24 protein-coding genes and 1 pseudogene are annotated in these 25,437 nt (G+C 51.6%); 20 read left to right on the forward strand and 5 right to left on the reverse strand.

Going from position 1 to position 25,437, the window contains the following annotated elements; translation table 11 throughout:
- Positions 1-31: 31 nt before the first annotated feature.
- The 14 genes and pseudogenes from pyrH (at position 32) to rnhB (ending at position 14,721) form a co-directional block, all read left to right on the forward strand.
- The gene (gene pyrH / locus ACJJIL_RS05535) at positions 32-769 is read left to right on the forward strand and encodes a UMP kinase (protein ID WP_282933675.1); all 738 of its coding nucleotides are present in this window, start codon (positions 32-34) and stop codon (positions 767-769) included.
- Positions 766-1,323, forward strand: a complete 558-nt coding sequence (gene frr / locus ACJJIL_RS05540; protein WP_282933674.1) for a ribosome recycling factor — start codon at positions 766-768, stop codon at positions 1,321-1,323. Before pyrH ends, frr begins: the two co-directional genes overlap by 4 nt.
- Positions 1,323-2,078: a polyprenyl diphosphate synthase gene (gene uppS, locus ACJJIL_RS05545; RefSeq protein ID WP_444917815.1), complete on the forward strand. Its 756-nt coding sequence runs from the start codon at positions 1,323-1,325 to the stop codon at positions 2,076-2,078. Before frr ends, uppS begins: the two co-directional genes overlap by 1 nt.
- A gap of 122 nt (positions 2,079-2,200) precedes the next feature.
- Complete coding sequence (locus ACJJIL_RS05550; protein ID WP_413662816.1) at positions 2,201-3,046, forward strand: phosphatidate cytidylyltransferase; 846 nt, start codon at positions 2,201-2,203, stop codon at positions 3,044-3,046.
- 109 nt (positions 3,047-3,155) lie between these two features.
- Positions 3,156-4,340: a 1-deoxy-D-xylulose-5-phosphate reductoisomerase gene (ispC, locus tag ACJJIL_RS05555; RefSeq protein WP_445361371.1), complete on the forward strand. Its 1,185-nt coding sequence runs from the start codon at positions 3,156-3,158 to the stop codon at positions 4,338-4,340.
- Positions 4,341-4,400: 60 nt separating this feature from the next.
- A complete protein-coding gene (rseP, locus tag ACJJIL_RS05560) occupies positions 4,401-5,756 on the forward strand; it encodes an RIP metalloprotease RseP (RefSeq protein WP_445361372.1) in 1,356 nt (451 codons plus the stop codon).
- Positions 5,757-5,867: 111 nt separating this feature from the next.
- Positions 5,868-7,145: pseudogene (gene bamA / locus ACJJIL_RS05565) on the forward strand (outer membrane protein assembly factor BamA); the annotation flags it as partial.
- Between the two features lie 61 nt (positions 7,146-7,206).
- Positions 7,207-9,759 carry an outer membrane protein assembly factor BamA gene (gene bamA / locus ACJJIL_RS05570; RefSeq protein ID WP_444907647.1) on the forward strand — a complete coding sequence of 851 codons (2,553 nt, stop codon included), beginning with the start codon at positions 7,207-7,209 and terminating at the stop codon, positions 9,757-9,759.
- 68 nt (positions 9,760-9,827) lie between these two features.
- A complete protein-coding gene (locus tag ACJJIL_RS05575; protein WP_413662813.1) occupies positions 9,828-10,343 on the forward strand; it encodes an OmpH/Skp family outer membrane protein in 516 nt (171 codons plus the stop codon).
- Positions 10,344-10,357: 14 nt separating this feature from the next.
- Positions 10,358-11,419, forward strand: a complete 1,062-nt coding sequence (lpxD, locus tag ACJJIL_RS05580; RefSeq protein ID WP_445361373.1) for a UDP-3-O-(3-hydroxymyristoyl)glucosamine N-acyltransferase — start codon at positions 10,358-10,360, stop codon at positions 11,417-11,419.
- Between the two features lie 78 nt (positions 11,420-11,497).
- The gene (fabZ, locus tag ACJJIL_RS05585) at positions 11,498-11,938 is read left to right on the forward strand and encodes a 3-hydroxyacyl-ACP dehydratase FabZ (RefSeq protein ID WP_108734005.1); all 441 of its coding nucleotides are present in this window, start codon (positions 11,498-11,500) and stop codon (positions 11,936-11,938) included.
- A gap of 106 nt (positions 11,939-12,044) precedes the next feature.
- Entirely contained in the window at positions 12,045-12,824 is a 780-nt protein-coding gene (gene lpxA, locus ACJJIL_RS05590) for an acyl-ACP--UDP-N-acetylglucosamine O-acyltransferase (protein WP_444896539.1), read from the forward strand.
- 101 nt (positions 12,825-12,925) lie between these two features.
- Positions 12,926-14,095, forward strand: coding sequence for a lipid-A-disaccharide synthase (lpxB, locus tag ACJJIL_RS05595; protein WP_444914365.1), 1,170 nt, complete (start codon positions 12,926-12,928; stop codon positions 14,093-14,095).
- A gap of 8 nt (positions 14,096-14,103) precedes the next feature.
- A complete protein-coding gene (gene rnhB, locus ACJJIL_RS05600; RefSeq protein WP_445361374.1) occupies positions 14,104-14,721 on the forward strand; it encodes a ribonuclease HII in 618 nt (205 codons plus the stop codon).
- 15 nt (positions 14,722-14,736) lie between these two features.
- Here the strand turns inward: rnhB and ACJJIL_RS05605 are convergent, their stop codons facing one another.
- Both ACJJIL_RS05605 and ACJJIL_RS05610 read right to left on the reverse strand, forming a co-directional pair.
- Positions 14,737-15,999 carry an HlyC/CorC family transporter gene (locus tag ACJJIL_RS05605; protein WP_413662809.1) on the reverse strand — a complete coding sequence of 421 codons (1,263 nt, stop codon included), beginning with the start codon at positions 15,997-15,999 and terminating at the stop codon, positions 14,737-14,739.
- 79 nt (positions 16,000-16,078) lie between these two features.
- Positions 16,079-16,879 (reverse strand): cytochrome C assembly family protein, encoded by an 801-nt coding sequence (locus tag ACJJIL_RS05610; RefSeq protein WP_108734000.1) that lies wholly within the window; start codon positions 16,877-16,879, stop codon positions 16,079-16,081.
- 205 nt (positions 16,880-17,084) lie between these two features.
- Here ACJJIL_RS05610 and ffh point away from each other — a divergent pair, with 205 nt between their 5' ends.
- From ffh to ACJJIL_RS05640, 6 genes are all read left to right on the forward strand, one after another.
- A complete protein-coding gene (ffh, locus tag ACJJIL_RS05615) occupies positions 17,085-18,497 on the forward strand; it encodes a signal recognition particle protein (RefSeq protein ID WP_444893186.1) in 1,413 nt (470 codons plus the stop codon).
- A 155-nt stretch (positions 18,498-18,652) separates the two neighbouring features.
- Complete coding sequence (gene rpsP / locus ACJJIL_RS05620; RefSeq protein ID WP_108733998.1) at positions 18,653-18,892, forward strand: 30S ribosomal protein S16; 240 nt, start codon at positions 18,653-18,655, stop codon at positions 18,890-18,892.
- Positions 18,893-18,914: 22 nt separating this feature from the next.
- Complete coding sequence (rimM, locus tag ACJJIL_RS05625) at positions 18,915-19,454, forward strand: ribosome maturation factor RimM (protein WP_445361375.1); 540 nt, start codon at positions 18,915-18,917, stop codon at positions 19,452-19,454.
- A 12-nt stretch (positions 19,455-19,466) separates the two neighbouring features.
- Positions 19,467-20,231 (forward strand): tRNA (guanosine(37)-N1)-methyltransferase TrmD, encoded by a 765-nt coding sequence (gene trmD, locus ACJJIL_RS05630; protein WP_444911249.1) that lies wholly within the window; start codon positions 19,467-19,469, stop codon positions 20,229-20,231.
- Between the two features lie 73 nt (positions 20,232-20,304).
- Positions 20,305-20,661: a 50S ribosomal protein L19 gene (gene rplS / locus ACJJIL_RS05635; protein ID WP_282934563.1), complete on the forward strand. Its 357-nt coding sequence runs from the start codon at positions 20,305-20,307 to the stop codon at positions 20,659-20,661.
- A 326-nt stretch (positions 20,662-20,987) separates the two neighbouring features.
- Positions 20,988-21,737, forward strand: coding sequence for a DsbC family protein (locus ACJJIL_RS05640; protein WP_282933659.1), 750 nt, complete (start codon positions 20,988-20,990; stop codon positions 21,735-21,737).
- A 53-nt stretch (positions 21,738-21,790) separates the two neighbouring features.
- Here the strand turns inward: ACJJIL_RS05640 and aspA are convergent, their stop codons facing one another.
- The 3 genes from aspA to ACJJIL_RS05655 form a co-directional block, all read right to left on the reverse strand.
- Positions 21,791-23,257 (reverse strand): aspartate ammonia-lyase, encoded by a 1,467-nt coding sequence (gene aspA / locus ACJJIL_RS05645; RefSeq protein ID WP_444907653.1) that lies wholly within the window; start codon positions 23,255-23,257, stop codon positions 21,791-21,793.
- Between the two features lie 106 nt (positions 23,258-23,363).
- Positions 23,364-24,179, reverse strand: a complete 816-nt coding sequence (locus ACJJIL_RS05650) for a helix-turn-helix domain-containing protein (protein ID WP_445361376.1) — start codon at positions 24,177-24,179, stop codon at positions 23,364-23,366.
- Positions 24,180-24,284: 105 nt separating this feature from the next.
- Complete coding sequence (locus ACJJIL_RS05655) at positions 24,285-25,298, reverse strand: asparaginase (protein WP_444896547.1); 1,014 nt, start codon at positions 25,296-25,298, stop codon at positions 24,285-24,287.
- Positions 25,299-25,437: the final 139 nt, after the last annotated feature.

The raw sequence follows: 25,437 nt of genomic DNA on the forward strand, positions 1-25,437 counted from the left end.
CACTAACAGGTACATTGAAGGGGACTAACGAATGCCCGGTATTAAAGACCGCAAGTATAAGAGAATTTTGTTAAAGCTCAGCGGCGAAGAGCTGATGGGTGATCAGGGTTTCGGTATCAGTCCCAAGGTGCTGGACAAAATGGCCCTGGAAATTGGGCAGCTGGTTGGTATCGGGGTCCAGGTGGGCCTGGTTGTTGGCGGTGGTAACCTGTTCCGTGGCGCTGCGCTGAGTGCGGCCGGCCTCGATCGTGTAACTGGTGACCACATGGGGATGCTCGCTACGGTGATGAATGCCCTGGCGTTGCGCGATGCCCTGGAAAGATCTGACATCTCCTCGAGAGTGATGTCCTCGATTCAAATGAGCGGTATTGTCGATCACTACGATCGCCGTGCGGCTATTCGCTACCTGGAGCGTGGCGAAGTTCTGATTTTTGCTGCCGGTACCGGCAACCCTTTCTTTACCACTGATTCTGCAGCTTGCCTGCGTGGTATCGAAATTGAAGCCGAATTGGTTTTGAAGGCGACCAAGGTCGATGGCGTCTACTCTGCAGATCCCAAACTCGACCCGACAGCAACTCGCTATGACCAGTTGACTTACGATGAGGTTCTCGACAAGAAGCTCGGCGTGATGGATTTGACCGCTATCTGCCTGTGTCGCGAGCACAATATGCCTGTACGTGTATTCCGCATGGATAAAAGCGGGGCGCTGTTAAATATTGTGGTTGGCGGCGTGGAAGGCACCTTAATTGAAGAGGAAGTGAAATCGTGATTGAAGATATAAAAACAGACGCGAAAGCTCGTATGGGTAAGGCACTTGATGCCCTGGCTGGAAATTTCAACAAGATTCGCACCGGCCGTGCACACCCGAGTATTCTCGATGGCATCCACGTCTCCTATTACGGTTCTGATACTCCGTTATCTCAGGTTGCCAATGTTACTGTTGAGGATGCGCGCACTCTCTCCGTAACTCCCTGGGAGAAAAATCTGGTCCCGGATATTGAAAAGGCCATTATGAAGTCCGATTTGGGCCTCAACCCCAGCACAGCTGGTGCGGTTATCCGTATTCCAATGCCTATGCTGACCGAAGAGACTCGCAAGAACTTCACTCGTCAGGCAAAAAGTGAGGCAGAGACCGCACGGGTTTCCATTCGCAATATTCGTCGCGATGCGCTGGCTGACGTGAAGTCACTGGTCAAGGATAAGGAAATTTCTGAGGACGATGAGCGTCGCGCAAGTGACGACATTCAGAAAATTACCGATCAGTTTGTCGCTGATGTGGACAAAGCACTGGCAGCGAAAGAAAAAGACCTGATGGAAATTTAATGAGCATCGGTGGTACCGAGCTACATGCTCCCGGCCCACGTCACATCGCCATTATTATGGATGGCAATGGGCGCTGGGCTGCCCGAAAGGGCCTTTCCCCTTCAGCCGGCCACAAGGCCGGTGTCGAGCGTATCCGCGACCTGCTTTCAGCTTGTAAAGCCCGCGGCGTTAAAGCGCTTACTCTGTTCGCCTTCTCCAGCGAGAATTGGCAGCGCCCTCCGAAGGAGGTCGAGCTGCTGATGAGCCTGTTTAATTCCTATTTGCGCAAAGAGGCCCGGCGGATGCGGGAGGAGGGGGTTCGCCTGAGAGTTATTGGTCGACGGGACCGATTCTCTCCTCGCTTGCAGCGCGCTATAGCCGAAGCGGAAGATATCACCCGCGCAGGGACTGAGGGCGACCTGATAATTGCGGCTGATTACGGCGGGCGCTGGGATATTGCCCAGGCGGCCCGTAGATTGGCTCAAGAGGTTGCCGATGGTACGCGCTCCCCAGAGTCGATTACTGAGGATGTACTTGGTAAGTACGTACGGCTTCAAGATCTGCCACCGGTAGACCTTTTGATCCGCTCCAGCGGTGAGCAGCGTATTAGCAACTTTATCCTCTGGCAGGCCGCTTACAGTGAATTCTATTTTACTGATACGCTTTGGCCCGACTTTGACGAAGCCGAACTGGATAAGGCTATCGCAGAATATGAGTTACGTGATCGCCGCTTCGGCGGTCGCGCGGAGGGGGATGACGCGATCGCTCAGGCGTGATCCGGGCAAGTCTGCGGCGCCAGGCTTGCGATACAAATTGGTTGGAAATCTTTGCCGACACGCTCTTGATCTGTACAGAGTATCCAGACAGAGTGGTCAAGTTACTAACAAAGGGGTTTGCGGTGCTAAAACAAAGAATAATTACTGCTTTGGTGCTATTGGCACTGTTTATGGGGGTATTGTTTTTACTTCCAATGCAGTGGTTTTCACTGATATTTGTGGCGGTTATCTTGCTGGCGGGCTGGGAGTGGGCCAACCTCTCGAATTTGAATCGAGCCTTGCGCTTCGTTTTTTTGGCCGCATTAGGGTTAACCCTAATGGTCACGGCTCAATACGTCTTTTCAATGAATTTTGATGATCCAGATATCGATCGCGGCCGCCAGATTCTGGCCGTGGCCTGTGGTTGGTGGGCGCTCGCTTTCTTGTGGGTGCAGAGCTACCCGTCCAGTGCTGCTCTGTGGGGCAACCGGTGGGTACGCGGCCTGATAGGCCTTGTTGTGTTAGTTCCAACCTGGTTGTCACTGGTAGTTTTGCGGGGCTTGGATCACGGAGCCTGGCTGGTTCTTTATGTGGTGGCGATCGTTGCAGCGGCGGATGTCGGTGCTTATTTTGTCGGCCGCAAGTTTGGTAAGCGGAAGTTGGCTAGAGAAGTTAGTCCGGGCAAGTCCTGGGAGGGCTTTTTCGGTGGCCTGGGTGCTTGCTTGATTTTGGCTCTCGTAACTTCCTACCTATTTGAGCTTCCACTGAAAAATACTGTCTTGTTCACTTTTGGTGTCTTGGTTACTGCACTGGCTTCAGTTATTGGGGACCTGGTGGAGAGCATGTTTAAGAGGCACAGAGGGATTAAGGACAGTAGTCATATGTTACCGGGGCACGGTGGCATCCTCGATCGGATAGATAGCCTTTCCGCGGCTCTTCCAGTGTTTACGATGGCCGCACTAGCGAGCGAGCTGCCGAAATACTTGTAGAGGCGTTTCCGCTCCAGTTTTGTGTTTTATTCGCTAGCGCCCAGCTTAATGCTGGGCGTGCAATTGTTTGGTGGCAGCAATATTGCTATCAGAGGTACGAAAAGGGCCTATGCAAGTAATTCCCCCGCAACAAATTACCGTTCTCGGCTCCACTGGTTCGATCGGCGTGAGCACCCTGGATGTGTTGGCGCGACACCCGGAAAAATATTCTGTTTTTGCCCTTACCGCCCGTGAAAGGGTTGCCGACCTTGCTCAGCAGTGTCGGCGGTTTAAGCCTCAATATGCTGTTGTTGTCGATGAGGCGCGAGCTGAAGAGTTGCGAGTACTGCTTGGCGATGAAGTGGATACGGAAGTCCTAAGTGGGGTGGAGGGTTTGTGTCGTGTTGCCTCCGATACTCTGGTCGATACAGTCATGGCGGCGATTGTAGGGGCTGCGGGATTGCGCCCAACCTTGGCGGCAGTAGACGCGGGCAAGAAAGTGTTACTGGCGAACAAGGAAGCGCTTGTTATGGCGGGCCCAATATTTCAGAGGGCCTTGAATAAGAGTGGTGCGCAACTGTTGCCGATTGATAGTGAGCACAATGCAATCTTTCAATGTTTGCCATTCCCCTGTGAGGATCTCGAAGCTGCGGGCGTGGAAAAAATACTGCTTACGGGTTCGGGCGGGCCATTTCGCACACGGGCTGCGAATGAGTTGGGGGCGGTGACGCCGGATGAAGCTTGTGCACACCCCAATTGGTCGATGGGCCGGAAGATTTCTGTTGACTCCGCCACAATGATGAATAAAGGGCTCGAATTTATAGAAGCGTGCTATTTGTTTAATGCGCGCCCTGAGCAGATTGAGATAGTCGTGCACCCCCAGAGTATTATTCACTCAATGGTACAGTATCGGGATGGCTCTTTACTGGCGCAGATGGGTAATCCGGATATGCGCACGCCTATCGCCCATGCCCTGGCTTTTCCCCTGCGCATTGATGCAGGGGTACCAGCTTTGGATCTGATTGCGCAAGGCAGGCTGGATTTTGAGGCCCCGGATTTTAATCGTTTTCCTTGTCTGCGTTTGGCGCGAGAGGCTGTTAATGAGGGAAAAAGTGCTCCAACAGTCTTAAATGCAGCGAATGAAATTGCAGTAGAAGCCTTCCTGGAGGGGCGTCTAGCATTTACTGATATTGCATTGGTGATAGAAAAAGTGATGAATAGGGCTCCCGTTGTTGAACTGTCGGGACTCGAGGCAGTCGAAGCCATTGATTTCAATGCGCGAGAACTGGCCAAGCAGGCGCTTGCCGCCCTCTAAACACATTGCCCGGCGTATAATGGCCGCTAAATTGCGTATGACAAGAAGTTGTAGCTGAGTATGGATCTAATTCAGACGGTAATCTGGGCCTTGGTGGCTCTCGGTGTACTGGTATCTTTCCACGAGTTTGGGCACTTTCTTGTAGCACGTCTGTGTGGTGTTAAGGTGTTGCGGTTTTCTGTGGGGTTCGGCCGCCGGTTGATCTCCCGCTATGATCGCCACGGTACCGAATTCACTATTTCCGCTATTCCCCTCGGTGGTTACGTAAAAATGCTCGATGAGCGCGAGGGGCCTGTAGCGGCTGAAGAGCTGGATCAAGCGTTTAACCGCAAGAGCGTATGGGCGAGGATGGCGATTGCCGCTGCCGGCCCTGCCGCTAACTTTCTTTTGGCAGTAGTCTTTTTCTGGGCGGTGTTCCTCGGTGGAACAGCGGGCCCGGTGCCTATTGTGAAATCCGTTGAGCCTGGGAGTATTGCTGCGTCGGCAGGGCTCGAGCCCGGGCAGGAAATTGTGGCTGTCGATGGCGAGGCCACTCCCACCTGGCAGGCCCTTAATTGGCGCCTTGCCAACCGTCTGGGTGACAGCGGCACCATAGAATTCTCTGTTCGCTATCCGGATTCCAACCTTGAATACCATATGGTGGCGGATATCAATCGCTGGCTTGCCGGCCGCGAAGTTCCCGATCCGCTCGGGGAGATTGGACTGCAGCTCTGGACTCCACCGGTTAGTATGACTCTTCATAATGTGGTGGAGGGAAGCCCGGCAGCCTCAGCTGGACTAAAGGCTGGAGACAAGATTGTCTCGACCGATGGCCGTAACTTTTCATCTTTTCAAAGCTGGACCGATTATGTGAGAGCCCGCGCTGGTGTTCCAATGGATATCACTGTCGAGCGTGGAGGCGAACCGCTGACGGTGTCCGTAACACCGGCGGAGATCAAGCTGGACAGCGGTGAAACCATAGGGCAGGTCGGAGTGCAGCCGGTATCAGAGACTTGGCCGGATGATCGAGTACGGATTTATCACTATGGGGTGGGCGACGCTTTAGTAAAGGGCTTGCAGGAGACCTGGGATAAAACAGTCTTTACCCTGAATAGCTTGAAGAAACTATTATTTGGTCAACTTTCGACCAAAAACTTGAGTGGCCCCATTACCATTGCTAAAGTGGCGGGTACTTCCGCAGAAGCGGGATGGCAGTCTTTCCTGTCATTGCTGGCGTTGCTCAGTATTAGTCTTGGTGTACTCAATCTGTTGCCTATCCCGGTACTCGATGGTGGTCACCTCCTTTACTACGGTATTGAGGCGATCAAGGGGTCCCCTGTGTCAGAGAGGGTGCAGGTGATTGGTTTACAAGTGGGCATGGCCCTGGTGCTCTGCATTATGGGGCTGGCTCTGTACAACGATATTTTACGTTTGTAGTGCCCTGGATTGGCTTTTTTCCGGGCTGATAATGTGAGTGAGATTTTTATAGGTGTGAGACGTTTTGTCTTGGCACGATTTTGTTGTGAGTAAAAGCGACTCGGAAGCGGTATGAAGTATTTGCTGAAAGCGATCTTTCTGGGCCTGGTGCTGCCTCTCAGCGCTTTGGCACAGTCGTTCGTTCTCAGCGATATCCGAGTAGACGGGTTACAGCGGGTTTCTGCAGGTACAGTTTTTTCAGCACTTCCGATCCGGGTAGGCGACGAAGTTGAGCCTGGCGAGATTCAGGATGCAACCCGAGTATTGTTTCGCACTGGTTTTTTTGAAGATATTCAGATTGGCCACGAAAACAGCGTTCTTGTTATTACCGTGAGAGAACGACCGGCTATATCAAAGATAGATATATCCGGGAACAAGGCGATTGTCACTGAGGATCTACTGAAGGCGATGAAGGAATACGGTCTCGCCGAAGGCCAGATCCTAAAGCGTTCGACCCTCAGGGGGTTGACCCAGGAGTTTGAACGCCAGTACGTGGCGCAGGGTCGATATGGCGCCAGTGTTAAAGCGGAGCTCAAGGAGCTGCCGCGCAACCAGGTTGAACTGCGGGTTGCTGTCGATGAAGGGGTTGTTGCTGCGATTAAACATATTAATGTCGTAGGAAATCGTGCCTTTTCTGATAAAGAGCTGGAAGAGATTTTTGAGCTTAAAACTACTGGCTGGCTCTCGTGGTTGCGCAGTGATGATAAGTATTCTAGTGAGAAACTCACTGGTGATTTGGAGCGCTTAAAGTCCTATTACCTGGATCGTGGATATCTTGATTTCCAGATTGATTCGGCTCAGGTATCTCTAGGGCCGGACAAGAAGAGTGTATTCATTACCATTAACGTGGTTGAGGGTGGTGTTTACACGGTTAGTGAGGTGGAAATTGCTGGAAACCCGGTAGTAGCGGAGGAGGAAATCAACCGCCTGCTATTGGTACGAGAAGGTCAGCGGTTCTCTCAAGCGAGGGTGACGACCACTTCAGACTATATTGCTAAACGCTTGGGCAACAAAGGTTACGCTTTTGCCGAAGTGAATGGTGTTCCTGAGGCCAATGAAGAAGAAAGTACAGTAAAAATTACCTTCTTTATTGATCCGGGAAAGCGCACTTATGTGCGACGTATTAGTTTTCGCGGGAACACTCGCACCGCAGATGAAGTCTTGCGGCGTGAACTGCGCCAGATGGAGTCAGCTTTGGCTTCCTCTGCGCGTATAGAACAATCCAAAGTGCGTCTCGAACGCCTTGGATACTTGAAGGTAGTGAAAGTTGAAACAACTAAGGTGTCCGGCACCTCAGACCGGCCCGATGTTGATTACATGGTAGAGGGGCAACCCTCTGATTCTGGGGGAGCGGGGCGCTAGTTGGCGCTGTAACTCCTGGATTGCGAATAAAAACACCTGGAATTAGTAGATGAAACATTTCCTGAAAGCGGCTTCTCTTAGCCTGGCACTGCCTCTCAGTGCTTTAGCACAGTCATTTGTAGTTGATGACATCCGTGTGGAAGGGCTGCAGCGCGTCTCTGCCGGTACCGTATTCTCAGCTCTCCCTGTGCGAGTAGGGGATGAGGTGGAGACTCTGGAAATTCAGAGTGCCACTCGGGCACTGTTTCGCACCGGTTACTTTGAGGATATTCAAATCGGCCAGGAGAATGGTGTCCTGGTTATCACTGTGCGTGAGCGACCTGCAATTTCCAAGATTGAAATTACGGGTAACAAGGCGATTGCGACAGAAGACCTGTTGAAAGGCATGCAGGATAATGGCCTTTCAGAGGGGCAGATCTTCAAGCGCGCAACCCTTGAGGGGTTGGCCCAGGAGCTGCAGCGTCAATATGTTGCCCAGGGACGCTATGACGCCAGTGTTAAAACTGAAGTAAAAGAGTTGCCACGCAACCAGGTTGAGCTTCGCGTAATTGTCGATGAAGGCTCAGTGGCCGCTATTAAGCACATCAATATTGTCGGTAACAAAGCGTTTTCCGATGAAGAGCTTGGAGAGATTTTTGAGCTGCAAACCACCGGCTGGTTGTCGTGGCTGCGCAGTGATGACAAGTATTCCCGCGAGAAATTGACCGGCGACCTGGAGCGTCTCGAATCCTATTATCTGGATCGTGGGTACCTGGATTTTAAAATTGACTCCACCCAGGTCTCCTTGAGCCCCGATAAAGAGAGTGTATTTATTACCGTCAATGTATTTGAGGGCGATGTTTACACCATTAGTGAAGTGGATCTGGCCGGTGATCCTGTAGTTCCTGAGGAAGAAGTTAAGCGTTTGCTACTGGTACGGGAAGGGCAGACCTTCTCCCAGGTTCGGATGACAACAACCTCGGATTATATTACCAAGCGCCTGGGGAATGAGGGTTATACCTTTGCTGAGGTTAATGGTATCCCTGAGCCGAATAAAGAAGAGAAAACGGTAAAAATTACCTTCTTTATCAACCCAGGCAAGCGGGCTTACGTTCGTCGAATTAACTTCCGAGGAAATACTCGCACCACAGATGAGGTTTTGCGCCGCGAGATGCGTCAGATGGAGTCAGCCTCTGCTTCCTCTGCCCGTATAGAGCAGTCTAAAGTCCGTCTTGAACGCCTGGGCTACTTCAAAGAAGTTGAGGTGGAAACCTCAGAGGTACCGGGTACATCCGATCAAATTGACGTTGAATACACGGTTGAAGAGCAGCCTTCAGGGTCTATCGGCGGCACAATTGGTTGGGCCCAGAGTAGTGGCTTGGTACTGGGAGCCAATATCCAGGAAAATAACTGGTTAGGTACCGGTAAATCCGTAGGTATTGGGATGAATGCCTCCACCTACCAGACTTCTGTGAACTTCTCTTACCTTGACCCTTATTTTACACCGGATGGTGTGAGCCGCGGCTTTAATGTCTTCTACACAGAGAATGATTACTCCGAAGTTAACCTTTCTGACTACAACACCACGACTTATGGTGGTGGAGTTAGTTTTGGTTACCCGATGTCGGAAATATCTCGTGTCGGCCTTAATGTGAGCTTTAACCACCTCGAGTTATCTACCGGCTCAGGTACTGTCCAGGAGATTGCATCAAGCCCAAGCCTTCTTGATGGAGTCGCCCTGAAGGGAATTACAGAAGATAACTATGATTTGATTCTGGAAGCTCTTGCAGAAGATGAGACCCTCGATCTTGCGATGGATATTGACGATAGTCAGTTTAATACTACTTTTGACGGATTTATCGATCGCTACGGAGACTCGTTTGACAATGTTGCTTTAACAGCATCCTACGCCCGCTCCACCTTGAACAGAGGAGTTTTAGCAACTCGAGGAGCCTCACAGAATCTCTCTTTGGAATTTACCGTTCCCGGCAGTGACCTCGAATATTACAAGCTGGTTTACACCGGACAGTATTTCCGACCACTGACTAAGAGCCTTACCTTGCGCTTGCGAACCCGATTGGGTTATGGCGATGGATTTGGTGATCTTGATGAGTTGCCTTTCTTTAAGAACTTTTACGCAGGTGGTTTTGGCTCCGTACGCGGATTTGAGCGTAACACTCTAGGCCCTCGTTCCACACCTTATGAATACTATTCGGCTCTTGGCTGTGCCACTGAGGACGGGGAGATTACAGAGTATTGTTATTTTGTCGACGATGATGGCGATTTAGTAGTTAGCTCTTACGATGACGCCGATCCATTTGGCGGTAATATCCTGATTGAAGGTAGTGCAGAGGTAATCTTCCCATTGCCCTTTGTTAAAGATCAGCGCTCCTTACAAACCGCTTTCTTTGTTGACGCGGGTAATGTATTCGATACCAGCTGTGGTGATACCCAAATCAACTGTTACGATGTGGACTTTGGTAAGATGAATGTCTCTGCGGGAATAGGCTTGACCTGGATTACCGGTTTTGGCCCGCTGACATTCAGCTTGGCGAAAGCTCTTAAGAAAAATGATGATGACGATGTGGAAGTATTCCAGTTCACTCTGGGTAACAGCTTCTAAATTTGTCAGATAAAATGAATTAGGCGTATATCAGCGCAATTAAAATAAAATCTATTGGAGAGACCGACGTGCTTAAGAATGTAAAAATTGTTGCAGTATTACTTGCAGGTATGACCTTGTCCGGCGCAGCGCTGGCGCAAACCAAGGTTGCGGTACTTAACCTACAAGCTGCGATCATGAGCACAGATGCAGCTAAAACCAAGGTTAACTCCTTGAAGACCAGCTCTGAATATTCGAAGCTGCAGAGCAGTGCCGAGTCAATTCGTTCTGAGCTGCAAAAAATGGCTGAAGATGCCAAGAAAAACAGTGTGACCTGGTCCGATGAGCAGAAGACTGAGTACCAGCGCAAGATGAATTTCCAGCGCTCAGATTTTGAGACAACGGTGAAAAAATTGCGTGCAATGGAAGCTCAAGTGGGTCAAGAGATCCAGGCTTCTATGGGACCAAAGGCTAGGGATGCCCTGGACGCACTGATTAAAGAGCAGAAGCTTGACGTAGTGCTGGATTCCAATACTGCCTACTATGTAAGTCCTAGCGTCGACCTGACAGAGGCTGTTGTTAAGCGTATGAACGCAGCCAAGTAAGTCGATAGTCTTATATGAAAGATAGCTTTTCTCTTGCCCAGTTGGCGCAAGAGCTGGGGGCCGACTTGCGGTTGGCGCCCGGTTCAGATTCCAATCAAAAAGTTCAGGGTTTAAATACACTGCAGGATGCCGGTGCAGAGCACTTGGCTTTCCTCGCAAGCCCTAATTATCGACGCTATCTGAAAACGACCAAAGCTGCCGCAGTGCTGGTATCGGAAGAGTTTGTTGAAGAGTGCCCGGTAACGGCTTTATGTGTTGCGGACCCCTACTTGGCCTTTGCTCGAGCAACAGCCCTGTTCGATACAACTCCTGAAGCACCTATTGGTATTCACCCCTCTGCAGTGGTTCACCCCACGGCAGAGATTGGTACTGGTGTCAGTGTGGGGCCCGGCTCTGTGGTCGAGGCCTACGCAAAATTGGAGCCTGGAGCGATTGTTGGTGCTAACTGCTATGTTGGCGAGGGCAGTTTAGTCGGTGCAGGAACACGCCTGTATGCCGGCGTTGTTTTTCATCATAACTGCTCTATCGGTGCACACGGTATTATTCACAGCCAGACGGTTATTGGGGCCGATGGCTTCGGGTTTGCGCCTAATAAAGGCTGCTGGGTGAAAATTCACCAGCTTGGTGGAGTGCAAATTGGCGAAGATGTGGAAATTGGAGCCAATACCTGTATAGACCGTGGAGCTTTGGGTGATACGGTGATTGGGCGAGGAGTCAAGATCGACAATCTGGTCCAAATCGCGCACAATGTGAAGATTGGTGACTACACGGCCATAGCCGGGTGTGCCGTAATTGCCGGTAGTGCTGAGATAGGGAAGCATTGTCTTCTCGGTGGCTGTAGCCGTATAAACGGGCACATAACGATTGCAGATGGCAGTCAGGTGTCGGGTAACACGTTTGTTACTAAGTCGATAAAGGATACTGGTAGCTACTCTGGAGCGCTATCCTTTGCCGATAGTTCTACCTGGCGTCGTAATGCTGTGCGTTTTGGTCAGTTGGATCAAATGGCGCGCAGATTGAAAGATTTGGAAAAACAGGTTCAGGCACTGTCCCAAAAGAGTGGGACAGACGATTGAACTTTAGTTATTAATTAATTTGGCTTTGTTGTTTTCGGGGCGTTTTACGCCCCGAAGTGGTTTCTGGGGGCATTTGGAATGATGGATGTACGTGAAATTCGCGAGTATCTGCCGCACCGTTATCCTTTTTTGTTGGTGGATCGTGTAGTAGAACTCGAAGAAGGGAAGTATATAAAAGGCTATAAAAACATTTCTGGAAATGAAGAAGTTTTTAATGGCCACTTTCCGGAAATGCCTATTTTCCCGGGAGTGATGATTGTTGAAGCCCTGGCTCAGGTCTCGGGAATCCTCGGCTTTAAAACGTTTGGCAAAAAACCGGAAGATGGATATCTGTATCTGTTCGGTGGGGTTGACAAGGCGCGCTTTAAGCGTCAGGTGATCCCAGGTGATCGCCTTGAGCTCGAGTCTGAAGCGGTATCTGTTCGCAGAAATATCTGGAAATTCGCTTGTAAAGCCAGTGTTGATGGCGAGCTGGCAGCTTCTGTTGATATCCTATGTGCCGTCAAAAAGGTTCAGTAATTCTGTAAAGCTCGCTGGAGAGTTAGATTCAGGATTTTCCGGGTAGCCTTTGTTTTTAAGGGTACAGGTTACCCAGTACGATTAATGCCGAGGAGTAGATCCCAGAATGCAGACAAGTATCCACCCTACAGCTATTGTCGACTCTACGGCAGTAATTGGTTCCGGGGTGAGTATTGGTGCTTACACCATTGTTGGAGCCGGCGTAGAGATAGGTGACGGCTGTGATATTGCCTCTCATGTGGTGCTTAGTGGGCCGACCAAGCTGGGGAAGAACAACCGAATCTACCAGTTTGCTTCCGTAGGGCAGGATACCCCGGACAAAAAGTATCGTGGTGAAGAGACGACACTCGTTATTGGCGACAATAACGTGATTCGCGAGGGGGTTACGATCCACCGTGGTACCGTTCAGGACCGAGGTGAGACCACTATTGGTGACGAAAACCTGATCATGGCCTATGCCCATATTGGCCACGATAGTGTTGTTGGTAATCACACTATTATGGTGAATAACTGTGGTTTGGCCGGTCATGTTGTTGTTAAGGACTGGGCGATTCTGAGTGGTTATAGTTTGGTTCACCAGAACTGTACTGTGGGAGAGCATGCTTTCCTGGGAATGGGCGCTGCTATCGGTAAAGACGTCCCTGCTTATGTTATGGTTGCCGGAAACCCTGCCGAAGCAAAGACCATTAACTCAGAAGGGCTGCGCAGACGGGGCTTTTCTAGAGAAGATATTGCCCTGATCAATAAAGCTTACAAAACCGTTTATCGTCGCGGTCTTACTATGCAAGAAGCGCTGCAGGCCTTGATGGAGTTGCGCGAACAATCTCCAGTTATTCAGCCGTGGATAGAGTCTTTGCAATCTTCCACCCGCGGCATTGTTCGCTAATTCACTTCTCTTTGGAGCTGTTTTGTGCAGCTCCGATTGCACTTTATGCAACTCCCATTTAATTCCAACATAAACAGCTCCCCAAGAGGAGGGATATAGGCGTGTCAGAAAAAAATAAGCCGATACGAATTGGTATCGTTGTCGGTGAGGCGTCAGGAGATATCCTCGGTTCTGGTTTAATGGCCGCATTAAAAACTCGGCTTCCCAATGTAGAGTTTGAGGGGATTGCCGGGCCGCGCATGCTGGAACTGGGTGCTAAAAGTTTATTTCCTATGGAGCGGCTGTCGGTAATGGGGCTGGTAGAGCCTTTGAAGCGCCTTCCGGAACTGTTGAAAATCCGCAGATCTCTCCGTCGCCACTTTACTGATAACCCTCCCGATCTATTTATTGGTATAGATTCCCCGGACTTTACATTGACTCTTGAGGCTGCACTCAAGGCTGAGGGTATCCCCACCGTCCATTATGTCAGTCCTTCGGTTTGGGCCTGGCGGCAGGGTCGAATTAAAAAGATTGCGCGGGCTGTCGACCACATGTTGACCCTGCTACCATTTGAAGCGAATTTCTACCGAGATAACCAAGTACCGGTGACCTTTGTTGGCCACCCTTTGGCTGATGAAATTCCCCTGCAAGTGGATATCGCCGGCGAACGCAAAGCATTGGGCTTTGAGAAAGACGACCGGGTAATTGCCCTTTTGCCAGGCAGTCGTGGAGGAGAGGTTCGCATGCTGGGGCCGTTGTTTTTGCAGACGGCCCGATGGTGCCACCAGCGTCACTCGGATATTAAATTTGTTATTCCCGCTGCCAACAAGCAGCGTATGGATGAGATTCAAGAGCAGCTAAAAGATTACCCTGAACTCCCTATCACTTTACTTGAGGGGCAATCGAGACGGGCCGTTTCAGCGGCAGACTGTGTGCTTATTGCATCGGGTACAGCAACCCTTGAAACGATGTTGCTTAAAAAGCCCATGGTCGTTACCTACAAGCTGGGCAGATTGACGTCTATGATCGTCTCGCGGATGCTGCATACCCCATGGGTTTCGCTACCAAATTTACTTGCCCAAAAAGAACTGGTACCGGAAATTTTGCAGAATGATGCTATTCCGGAGAATCTTGGTGCGGCGGTGATGCAGTACTTTGAAGATCCGCTTCTTGGGGATCATTTAGAGCGCGAGTTTTTCGAAATGCATCAACAGTTGAGACGCAATGCTTCTGAGCGGGCTGCCGATGCGGTGGTGGGGCTACTGGAAGCTAAGCCTGAATCTGCCGAGTAGTATAAGTTATGAGTAGTAAAACAGAATTGCCCCCCTATGTTTGCCCTTTCAAGGGTGATTTGATTGCAGGTGTCGATGAGGTTGGGCGCGGCCCCTTAGCTGGTGATGTGGTTGCCTCAGCCGTGATTCTTGATCCTAACAAGCCAATTGCCGGGCTTGCCGACTCCAAAAAGCTGACTGAAAAAAAGCGCGAGCAGTTATTTGATGAGATTTGTGAGCGAGCACTCAGTTACTCCATAGCTCGTGCAACAGTTGAGGAAATTGACCAGCTAAATATTTTGCAGGCAAGTTTACTGGCGATGCATCGTGCAGTTGCACAGCTATCCGTGCAGCCTGAATTTGTGTTGGTGGATGGCAATAAAAAACCGAACTGGGATTACCCTTGCGATACCGTTGTAAAGGGCGATGGTCGTGTCGCTGCAATTGGGGCGGCATCTATTTTGGCTAAGGTGACCCGTGATAGGGAAATGGTGGTGCTGGACTCAGAATATCCCGGTTACGGCCTTGCAGGTCATAAAGGGTATCCCACCAAGGCGCATATGGAAGCTTTACAGTTGCAGGGTCCCACTCCAATACACCGCACCAGCTTTGCACCGGTAAGGCGCTTGCTAGAAGAAGTTGAGTGATAAACGGTTGTAGCGCTATTTATCGATTCGCTTGATTCTGGCCCGGGTAATCATCTTGTCTGAGACCTCCTCAATTTCCACCAGGTAATTGAGGATGTACAGGCTGATATTGCCGTCGGGGATGCTCTCCAGGTGTTCCATTGCCAGGCCGTTAAAAGTTTTTGGCCCGTCAGTGGGCAGTTCCCAGCCCAGGGTACGATTAATATCGCGAATAGAAGTGCCGCCTTCGATCATGTACCAGCCATCTTCTATGGCGACTATCTCCTCGTCATCGCTGGGTACTGGACTTGCGGTGAAGTCGCCGACAATTTCCTCCAGCAGATCTTCCAGGGTAACGATACCCATTACCTCTCCGTACTCATCAACTACCAGCCCCATGCGGCGCTTGGTTTTCTGGAAGTTCATCAGCAGTGTGGGGAGTGGTGTTGCCTCGGGTACGAAGTAAGGCTCATCGGTGAAGGAGTTGAGCCGCTCTGCCGTTAAATTTTCCGGTCCGTCGCGCAGTATTTGCGCCGCTTTTCGCAGGTGAAGTATGCCTACTACTCGATTGATGTCACCGCGATATACCGGGAGGCGAGTGTAGGAACTTTCCGCTAGCTGCTGCAGGATCTCTTCGGCGCTGTTTTCCAGGTCAACGCCCATGACTTCATTGCGCGGAATCATGATGTCTTCAACGGTTGCCTGGTCTAGGTCCAGCACGTTGAGCAACATGCCTTTGTGCTTGCTGGGAAGCAGGGCGCCTGATTCGAATACAACGGTTCGGAGTTCTTCGGGAGCCAGGTGTTCCGCTTCGCTATTCGCTTTTGTTTCGACTCCCAGCATACGCGCCAGGCCGTTGGATATGCCACCAATCAACAGCACCAGGGGAGTGAGCAGCCACTGCAGTGGGCGCAAAATAAATGAGGCGGGGAAAGCAATTTTTTCCGGGTGTAGAGCGGCAATAGTCTTTGGTGTGACCTCAGCAAAAATCAGCAGGGCAAGAGTTAAGACTATGGTGGTGAGTATTTCTCCGTATATCTGCGCGAATACCGAGCCGGCGATTACAGATACAAGAACGTTCACGAGATTGTTGCCGATTAGAATTGAGCCGATCAGCTTGTCCGGGCGTGCGAGCAGCTCTGTGGCGCGCTTTGCCCCGCGGTGCCCGCTTTTGGCTTGGTGCCGCAGGCGATAGCGGTTAAGCGCCATCATGCTGGTTTCGGAGCTGGAGAAGAAGGCGGATATCAGTATCAATAGGGCCAGCAAACCGAATAGCAGGCCCGTGGGCATCTCGTTCAAGGGAGAACTCTTTTTATTTCCAAGCGGAGATATTGGAACATATTGCCGACCTCCGCAAGCTTTGCAGTCGTATATTCGATTACCCGCGCTGGAGAATGACTTCCATAACCAGCTTACTACCAAAATAGGCAAGTAGTAGGGCGGCGAAAGCGCTTAAGGTCCAGCGCACAGCGGTATTGCCTCTCCAGCCCAACCTCCAGTGTCCCCATAGGAGTATGGTGTAGAGAACCCAGGCGACCATAGAGAGGATGGTTTTGTGTATTGGCCCCTCTTCAAACAAATTACCAACAAAGACGAAACCGGTCAGCAGGGAGGCGGTGAGCAGTAGTTGCCCGAAAGTGATCAGACCGAACAGCAGTGATTCCATGCTCTGCAATGGTGGCAGAAGGCGGGTGGCGCCTACGGGCCTGTGATTGTGCAGCTGCTGGTTAAGGTAATAGAGGTAGATTGCCTGTAAGGTAGCCAGGGTTAGCAGCGAATAGGCGGAAATAGACAGCAGAGCGTGTACCGCAATGCCGGCAGAGATCTGTTGATGTGGCGTTACGGTGCCCCAAATATGGGATGCGGCAAATTCAGTGGCGGCTCCCACTGGTGCGAAAATAAGAATAAGTAGAGTAAGTGGCCGGCCAACGGCCAGGATCAATAATAGAAAGTTAACTACCCAGGAAATCAGCGAGAGCATTGCCAGCAGGTCAAAGCGATAGCCTTCGGGTGAAAAGAGAACGTGTCCCAGGGATATTCCGTGGGTGACAAGTGCACCCGCCAAAAGGCTGAGAAGCAGTTTGGAATTCGGCTGTTGTTTTCGGGCCAGAGCCGCACCTGCAACTATGGTTGTGGCCAGGTAGAGAGCGATAGCTGTCCAGTGGGCGAAAGCCGCCATGGGTAAATCCGTGTCTTCATTATTGCGTTAGGGCAGGAGTGTGTCATAGCCAGTTGAAACAAGGAAGACTTGCGATATTTCGGCTGTGGCGAGACCTGGGCTATACTGCCGCGCCTCAGAGAGGGAGTTGCAGCTTGCTCCCCCCTAATTTCGCGCCCCTCCGCACTGGGGTTGAGTCCGTAAACGGAGAGATCGAGACGAATTTATGTTCGATAACCTGAGTGACCGCTTATCGGCGGCCTTAAAGAAAGTTACCGGTAAAGCGCGCCTTACGGATGACAATATCCGCGATACTTTGCGCGAAGTGCGCAAGGCGCTGTTGGAGGCGGATGTCGCTCTGCCAGTGGTTAAGGCATTTGTTCAGCAAGTGCGCACCGCTGCGGTAGGACAGAAGGTTAGCAAGGCTCTCAACCCGGGCCAGCAGTTCGTCAAGATTGTTCAGGATGAGCTGGTTAAGGTGATGGGTGCGGCTGCAGAGCCTCTCAACCTCGCCGTGCAACCTCCGGCGGTAATCCTGATGGCGGGCCTCCAGGGCGCTGGTAAAACCACCAGTGTGGCCAAACTGGCCAAATACCTGCAGGAGCGTGAAAAGAAAAAAGTCATGGTGGTGAGTGCGGACGTCTACCGTCCCGCCGCTATCAAACAGCTGGAGACCCTGGCCGGTGAAGTGGGGGCACAGTTTTACCCCTCTACAGCTGAGCAGAAACCGCTGGATATTGCCAAGGGTGCTGTGGACGCTGCCCGCAAACAATTTGCCGATGTGCTGATTGTGGATACTGCTGGTCGACTGCATGTGGACTCCGAGCTGATGGATGAGATCCGTGAGCTGCACAGCGAGTTGGACCCGGCGGAAACCCTGTTCGTGATCGACGCAATGATCGGTCAGGATGCGGTAAATACCGCAAGTGCCTTTAATGATGCACTGCCGCTGACCGGTGTGATTCTCACCAAGGCCGATGGCGATGCCCGCGGTGGTGCCGCTCTCTCCGTGCGTCACGTCACCGGTAAGCCAATCAAGTTTATCGGTGTTGGTGAAAAGACCGACGCCCTGGAAACCTTCCACCCGGATCGTATCGCCTCCCGTATCCTGGGTATGGGTGACATTCTGTCTCTGATTGAAGAAGCAGAGCAGAAGATTGATAAAGAGAAAGCCGAAAAGCTGGTTAAGAAGGTCCAGAAGGGTAAAGGCTTTGACCTGGAAGACCTGCGCGATCAGCTGCAGCAAATGCAAAACATGGGTGGCTTTGGCTCCCTGTTGGAGAAAATGCCCGGCATGGGCGGTGTAGCGCAGGCTGCACAACAGGCCGATATGGGTAAAGAATTTAAGCGTATGGATGCATTGATTTCCTCCATGACGCCTGCCGAACGCCGCAATCCTGACCTTCTTAACGGTTCGCGCAAGCGCCGCATTGTCGCCGGTTCCGGCACCCAGCTGCAGGACTTGAATCGCCTGCTCAAGCAGCACAAGCAGATGGGCAAGATGATGAAGAAGCTCAAAGGCGGCGGCATGGGTAAAATGATGCGCGGCCTCGGCGGCCTGCCCGGTATGGGCGGTGGTATGCCTGGCGGTATGGGCGGTATGCCCGGAGGCCTGCCACCGGGCCTCAAAAAGAAGTAGGGAACCGCAGTTCTCCGGGCGGCTTGGCGACCCTATACAAATCTGGGGTGGTACATTAGAATACGCCGCCTTTCTGCCGGCCCTGCTGCCGGTACAAAGTTGTTGTGGTGACTGCTTAGTGCGGTTGCCTAGTGTTGAACCTATAGGAAAGTTACATGGTAACCATTCGTTTGGCCCGTGGTGGTGCTAAAAAGCGCCCGTTTTATCATCTGACCGTTACCGACAGCCGCAAATCTCGCGACGGTCGTTTTATTGAGCGTGTTGGTTTCTTCAATCCGGTTGCCCGTGGTCAGGAAGAGCGTCTGCGTGTTGATCGCGAGCGTGTTGATTTCTGGCTGGGTCGTGGCGCACAGGTTTCTGACCGCGTCGGCAAGCTTCTGAAAGAATCTGCTTAATTTGCGCGTAAGTGGTGCTCCTGTGACAGATAACGGAAAACCTTCCGAAGAGTTGGTCACGGTTGGGCGCGTTACTACCGTTTATGGTGTGCGCGGCTGGGTCAAGGTTCACTCCTATACCGAGCCGATGGACAACATCCTGCAGTTCCCTAATTGGCGCTTGCAGGGGCCGAAAGGTTGGGAAGCTTTCGAAATTGATGCTGGTAAGCGTCACGGCAAGGGCTTGATCGTACATGTGAAAGGCATTGATGACCGCGATTTGGCGGCTCGACTTTGCCAGCGCGATATTGCTGTAGCTCGTGAACTGATGCCTGAGCTTGAGCATGGTGAGTATTACTGGCACCAGCTCGAAGGGTTAAAGGTTGTCAGCCATTTCGATGGCGAAGATCACGACTTTGGTACCGTCGCTCGCATGATGGAAACTGGCGCCAACGATGTAATGGTGGTGCGCGGTGGAGCGGATAAGCGCGAGCGCTTGATTCCCTATCTACCTGATCAGTTTATTACCAATATTGACCTGGAAGTCGGTGTAATAACCGTCGACTGGGACCCGGCTTTTTAAGGCGTTGGAGCGATGACAAAACGAATCGCTCTGGTAAGCATTTTTCCGGAGATGTTTGCCGCATTGACCGAGTATGGCGTCAGTGGACGGGCTGTGAAAGATGGCCTTTTAGAAGTTCGCTGCTGGAATCCTCGGGACTTTACCAGTGACAGGCACCGGACTGTGGACGATCGCCCTTACGGCGGCGGACCGGGAATGGTGATGTTAGCTGAGCCCCTTTACCAGGCTCTCGAGGCTGCTCGAGCTTGGGCTGGTGAAGATGGTGAATCTGTACGCAGTATCTACATGTCTCCCCAGGGTCGACAGCTCGATCAGGGTGGAGTGGAGCAGCTGTCTGCAGCTGGCAACCTGGTGTTGTTGGCGGGGCGCTACGAAGGTGTGGATGAGCGTATCGTCGAATCTTTGATCGACGAGGAGTGGTCCATTGGTGACTATGTCCTCAGCGGTGGCGAACTGGCTGCTATGGTGATGGTGGATGCTATTACCCGCTTGATTCCCGGCGCACTTGGACACAACCAATCGGCGGTTGAGGACTCTTTCTCCTCTGGCCTGCTGGACTGCCCACACTACACCCGACCGGAGCAATATCGGGGAGTAGCGGTACCGGAAGTTTTGCTTTCCGGCAACCATGAAAGAATACGCCGCTGGCGCCTGAAGCAGGCATTGGCGCGCACGCAACAGCGACGCCCGGACTTATTGCAAGGGTTGGAGCTGAGCGATGAGCAGAAGTTGTTGCTGGATGAGATCCAGCGGGAACAGAAGCTCGAAGAAAATTGAGGCCGAATTCGCCGGGAGGCGCGAGTAGTTCGGTGAACTAGCTGAGAAGCTACACAATCTGTATTTGGGAGCGATCCAAATGACTAACAAAATTATCCAGCAGCTGGAGCAGGAACAGCTGAAGAGCGAAGTACCTCCCTTCGCACCGGGCGACACTGTAATCGTTCAGGTAAAAGTAAAAGAGGGCAACCGTGAGCGTCTGCAGGCGTTCGAAGGCGTGGTTATCGGTAAGCGCAACCGTGGTCTGAACTCCTCCTTCACCGTGCGTAAAATTTCCCACGGTGTTGGCGTTGAGCGTACTTTCCAGACTCACAGCCCGATGGTTGACAGCCTCAAGGTTAAGCGTCGCGGTGACGTGCGTCAGGCCAAGCTGTACTACCTCCGCAGCCTGACTGGTAAAGCTGCACGTATCAAAGAGAAGCTCAACTAAGCTCTCCTTGATCGCAGAAAAAGGCCGAAGCGTACGCTGTACGCTTCGGCCTTTTTTGTATGTGGGTTACGAGCAGCATATTTGGTGCCCCTCATTGGGTCTGCTTGCCTTAACTGACATAAATGGACACGGGCTTGCCCTGGCGCGGGGATACAGTCAATTTCGCTAAAGCGCTCACGTCTTGCGGTGTTTTGCGTAGTCCAAGGTGACTGGATATGTTAAAACGTGCCAATTAGGTTCGCAGCGGCAAAGAGCTGCCATACTGGCTGGAACTGAAGGCCGATGATTAAGTCGAAGCCCAATGAGAATTTAAGGAGCAATTGGTAATGACGCTTATCAAGAAGCCGCTGGCAATCGCTGGCGCGCTACTCAGTCTGGTGGGCTCTGCAGCGTTGGCAGAAGTCGATACCAACGTTGTAAAAACCATCAAGACACGCCTTGAGGCGAGTAATCCCAAAGCAACCTATGGAGAGGTGCGGGAGAGTCCAATTGAGGGGCTTTACGAAGTGGATGTCGATGATGGCAACACGACCCTGTTCGTCTCTGCTGATGGCAATCACTTTGTTTACGGCGATCTCTATCAGGTGAAAGCTGGCGGTGTTGCCAACCTTTCCGAGCAGCGTAGAGCGACGCGCCGCGCTGCGGTTATGGGCGCCCTTGATACAGAAGATATGATTGTCTTCTCCCCAAAAGGTGAAACCAAGGCAAGCGTTTATGTATTTACCGATGTGGACTGCGGTTACTGCCGCAAGCTGCACCAGGATGTGCCCGAGTTGAACAAGCGCGGTATCGAAGTGCGCTACCTGGCGTTCCCGCGCGGTGGTCTTAACTCCCTGGGATATCGCAAACTGGCAACTGCATGGTGTGCGGAAGACAGCAACAAGACGCTGACTGCACTTAAGAACCGTGAAAACGTGCCTTTGGATGTCTGTAAGACAAACCCGGTGGCAGCTCAATACAAGTTGGGCAACGAGGCTATCGATGTGCGCGGTACGCCGACTATCGTGATGGAAGATGGTCGGGTCGTTCCCGGTTACTTACCACCGGATCGCCTGCTTAAAGAGCTGGGAATCTAAGCCCGGCTGATAGCTAAAAAAACCGGCAGCCGAGAGGTCGCCGGTTTTTGTTTTTAAGCAGGGTTTTTAATTTCTACTTTTCTCGGCTGGGTCATATTCTCCGGCGCGAGGATATCGTTCAGTTCCTCCTCACTCAGTAACCCCTCATCAAGGATTAACTGCTTCACACTGGCTCCGGTAATTAGTGCCTGCTTGGCGATGCGGGTGGCATTTTCATAGCCAATAAACGGGTTTACCGCAGTAATCAGGCCGATGCTGTTCTCAACCAGTTGCAGGCAGTGCTCTTCGTTGGCAGTGATTCCACTCACACAGCGATCCGCAAGCGTGGTCATGGCTTGGGTCATCAGGCGCATGGACTGTAATAGGTTAAAGGCGATCACTGGCTCCATTACATTGAGCTGCAACTGGCCGGATTCAGCAGCCAGGGTAATCGTGAGATCGTTGCCGATCACCTGGTAGGCGACCTGGTTAACCACTTCGGGAATAACCGGGTTGACCTTGCCGGGCATAATGGATGAGCCGGGTTGCATCGGCGGCAGGTTAATTTCATTGAGGCCAGCGCGAGGGCCGCTGGAAATCAGGCGTAAATCGCTGCAAATTTTCGAGATCTTAACGGCGATGCGTTTCATTACGCCGGAGAACATCACGAAGGCGCCCATGTCGGAAGTGGCTTCCACCAGGTTTTCTGCGCAGACAAAATCGATACCGGAAATTTCTGACAGCGCGTTAACAACCAGCTGGCGATATTCCGGGTCGGTATTAATGCCGGTGCCGATCGCGGTACCACCCATGTTGATCTCTTTGAATAGAGCGACCAGCTCCTTCACTCTGTCGACATCTTCGCGCACAGTAGCGGCGAAGGCGGCAAACTCCTGGCCCAGAGTCATGGGTACGGCATCTTGCAGCTGGGTGCGCCCCATTTTAATTACTGAGGCAAACTCTTTGGCCTTCTTGTCGAACTCAACGCACAAGCTCTCCATGGACTGAACCAGGTCGCTGTAGCTGAGCAGAATGGCCAGGTTTATCGAGGTTGGATAAACATCATTGGTAGATTGCGACAGGTTTACATGGTTGTTGGGGTGTACTTTTTTGTACTCGGCTTTGTTGTGACCGAGTAATTCCAGCGCGCGGTTGGCAATCACCTCATTGGCATTCATATTGGTAGAAGTGCCGGCGCCGCCCTGAATCATATCTACCAAAAATTGATCGTGCAGTTTGCCATCGATAATCTCGTCACAAGCAGTGGCAATGGCATCTTGCAGTTTGGGTTCCAGGTAGCCGAGCTGTCCATTGGCGCTGGCTGCAGCTTTTTTTACCATCGCCAGTGCTTTTACCAGATTGGGGAAGTGATTCAGGGTAATTCCGGTAATCTGGAAATTTTCCAAAGCGCGCAAAGTTTGAATGCCAAAATAGACATCTGCCGGTACTTCGCGCTCACCCAATAGATCTTTTTCCAAGCGGGTTTCTGCTCCTGCACTAAAAACCGGCATTGGTTTGAGTGTGTGGAAATCGTTGGTCATCAGTTTCTCTTCTCTTCATCATATGGGCCTGTGTGGGGTGGGGTAATATCCCCACCTCCCGCAAGCCTCGTGTTGGGGTAATTTAGTAATTAATTGGGTAGTATTTTTAGAGTGGTGTCGCAAAGAAACTCTGCGGCCCCTCTGTAGAGGTTGCGCGAATATTCTCGCGGATGTTTTTGTTTATCTCTTCGGACTCAGGACCAAAAACACCACATAATTTCAGTGCATTTTTAATGCTGATGTTGCGACCGAGAGATTCGAGAACTACTTTTGTGCAGACTGGCTCACGCCTGTCACTGGCGGATGCTCCCAGTTTTAATCCGGATAAATAGCTGACTCGGCTTTTATAGGTAGGGTATAAAATAGTTTGTGCGATTTCATTGTGAGTCAGTGATTCATAGCCAACCAAAAAAATACGATCGGCAAGAAAGAGCAGCATGCCTTTATAGCGGGATTTATACCACTCATCCCTGTCCGGGTAGCGCATTCGTTCGAAGCGCTGAAAATAATACCCATCACCATCCGACTCAACATGCAGCAGGCTGCGAATAATATGGTCGGAGAAGGTCATGGAGTAGTGGTACTCGAAATAGAAGCCTAAATATTTATCGGCCCGCCCCTGGGACTCCCGCATCAGAATATCAATATCGCGATTGTAGGGCCTGGCGGGGAGGCTGTCGGAGAGGGGCGCGTTGCGCACGCGAACAATTTGGCTGAATTGCTCGTGAGGCATCACGATTTCATGGGGCTCTACGCCAAAAAAATGACATATCTTTCCCAGGGTATACTGGGAGGGTTGAGTGTTACCGTTGAGATATTTATTGAACTGGGCACGGTTCACCCCAATTCGCCGGCACACCTCGGCTATGGATGGGTAGAAGCTGCACAGAAGGCGGAGGTTTTGCGAAAAATCGTTGCTCATCGGTATTTTGCTTCTGGATAGAGGTTATCCCTTCAATCCCTGTTAATCACTCGATCCCTTTTTAAAGGCGAAGCCATATGGCTTCGCCAATAGTTTCAGTTTTTATCAGTTGGGGTGATTGCACTCACCGCACAACGGGCGCTGTAATAGGGTTTTAATTTCCATATCTGAATAGCCCATTGCCAACAGGTGGTTGAGTTTTACAAAACAGGCTTCGCTGGTCATATCCAGACCACCTATAACACCGGCATCAAGCAGTGCGGAGCCCGCAGCGTATTTACCCAGATCCACCTGGTGCTCCAAACACTGGGACACTGCTACACAAATAGTGCCGAGCTTTGAGGCCTTCTCAAGCTGCTCGGTAAATGCGCTGTCGTCAGTCGGTGCATTGCCGGTGCCGTATGTTTCAATAATCAGACCCTTGGGGCGGCTCTCTAAAATTTTTTCAATCAGTGAGGGAGATATACCGGGAAATAGTTTCAGTAAAATCACTCCGCCATTGGCATCGGCGGGAATCTGAAACTGCGGTTCACCGGTGGGCACCAGCAGGGCGTTGTGGTCGATATTGACCTGGATACCCACTTCCCCGAGGCAGGGGTAATTGGGGCTGCTAAAAGCATCCAGTGAGCCAGAGCTGACCTTTACTGCACGGTTGCCGCGTAGGAGTTTACCGTTGAAGTAGAGGCAGACCTCTCTGATATCGTCGGAGCCGCTTAATAATAGCGCCGCAATTAAGTTGTTATAGGCGTCGCTACGCATCTCCCGCAAGGGAATCTGGGAACCGGTGACGACCACGGGCTTTTCTATGCCTTGCAGGGCAAAGGACAGTGCTGAGGCGGTGTAGGCCATGGTGTCGGTGCCGTGCAACACCAAAAAGCCTGAGTACTGGCTATAGTTGTCGCGTATCAGGCTGGCAATGTGATACCAGTCCTTTGGTCGCATATTGGCGCTATCCAGCAGTGGGTCGAGTGCCTGGAAATCGTATTGTGGAAGCTGGCCGATAACATCTTGTAAGAGGCGGCCCAGAGCGCCTTCCAGGTCGGCGTCAGGCACATAGCCCGATTCGCTTCGGCGCATTCCCAGGGTTCCGCCTGTATAAAGGATTAGGGTTTTCTTCATTACTCGACCACTATCTGAGTCCGGATTCAGTACGCCCCTATTTTGTGCAAAGGCGCGGTGGATGCAATTTCGCAGGTTGCTGTTACCTGATGCTAGTAGATGCTTCTATAGCATCTACTGAGGACGCTGTTGGTTTCAA

The sequence above is a fragment of the Microbulbifer maximicatervae (SeqCode) genome (assembly GCF_052468095.1).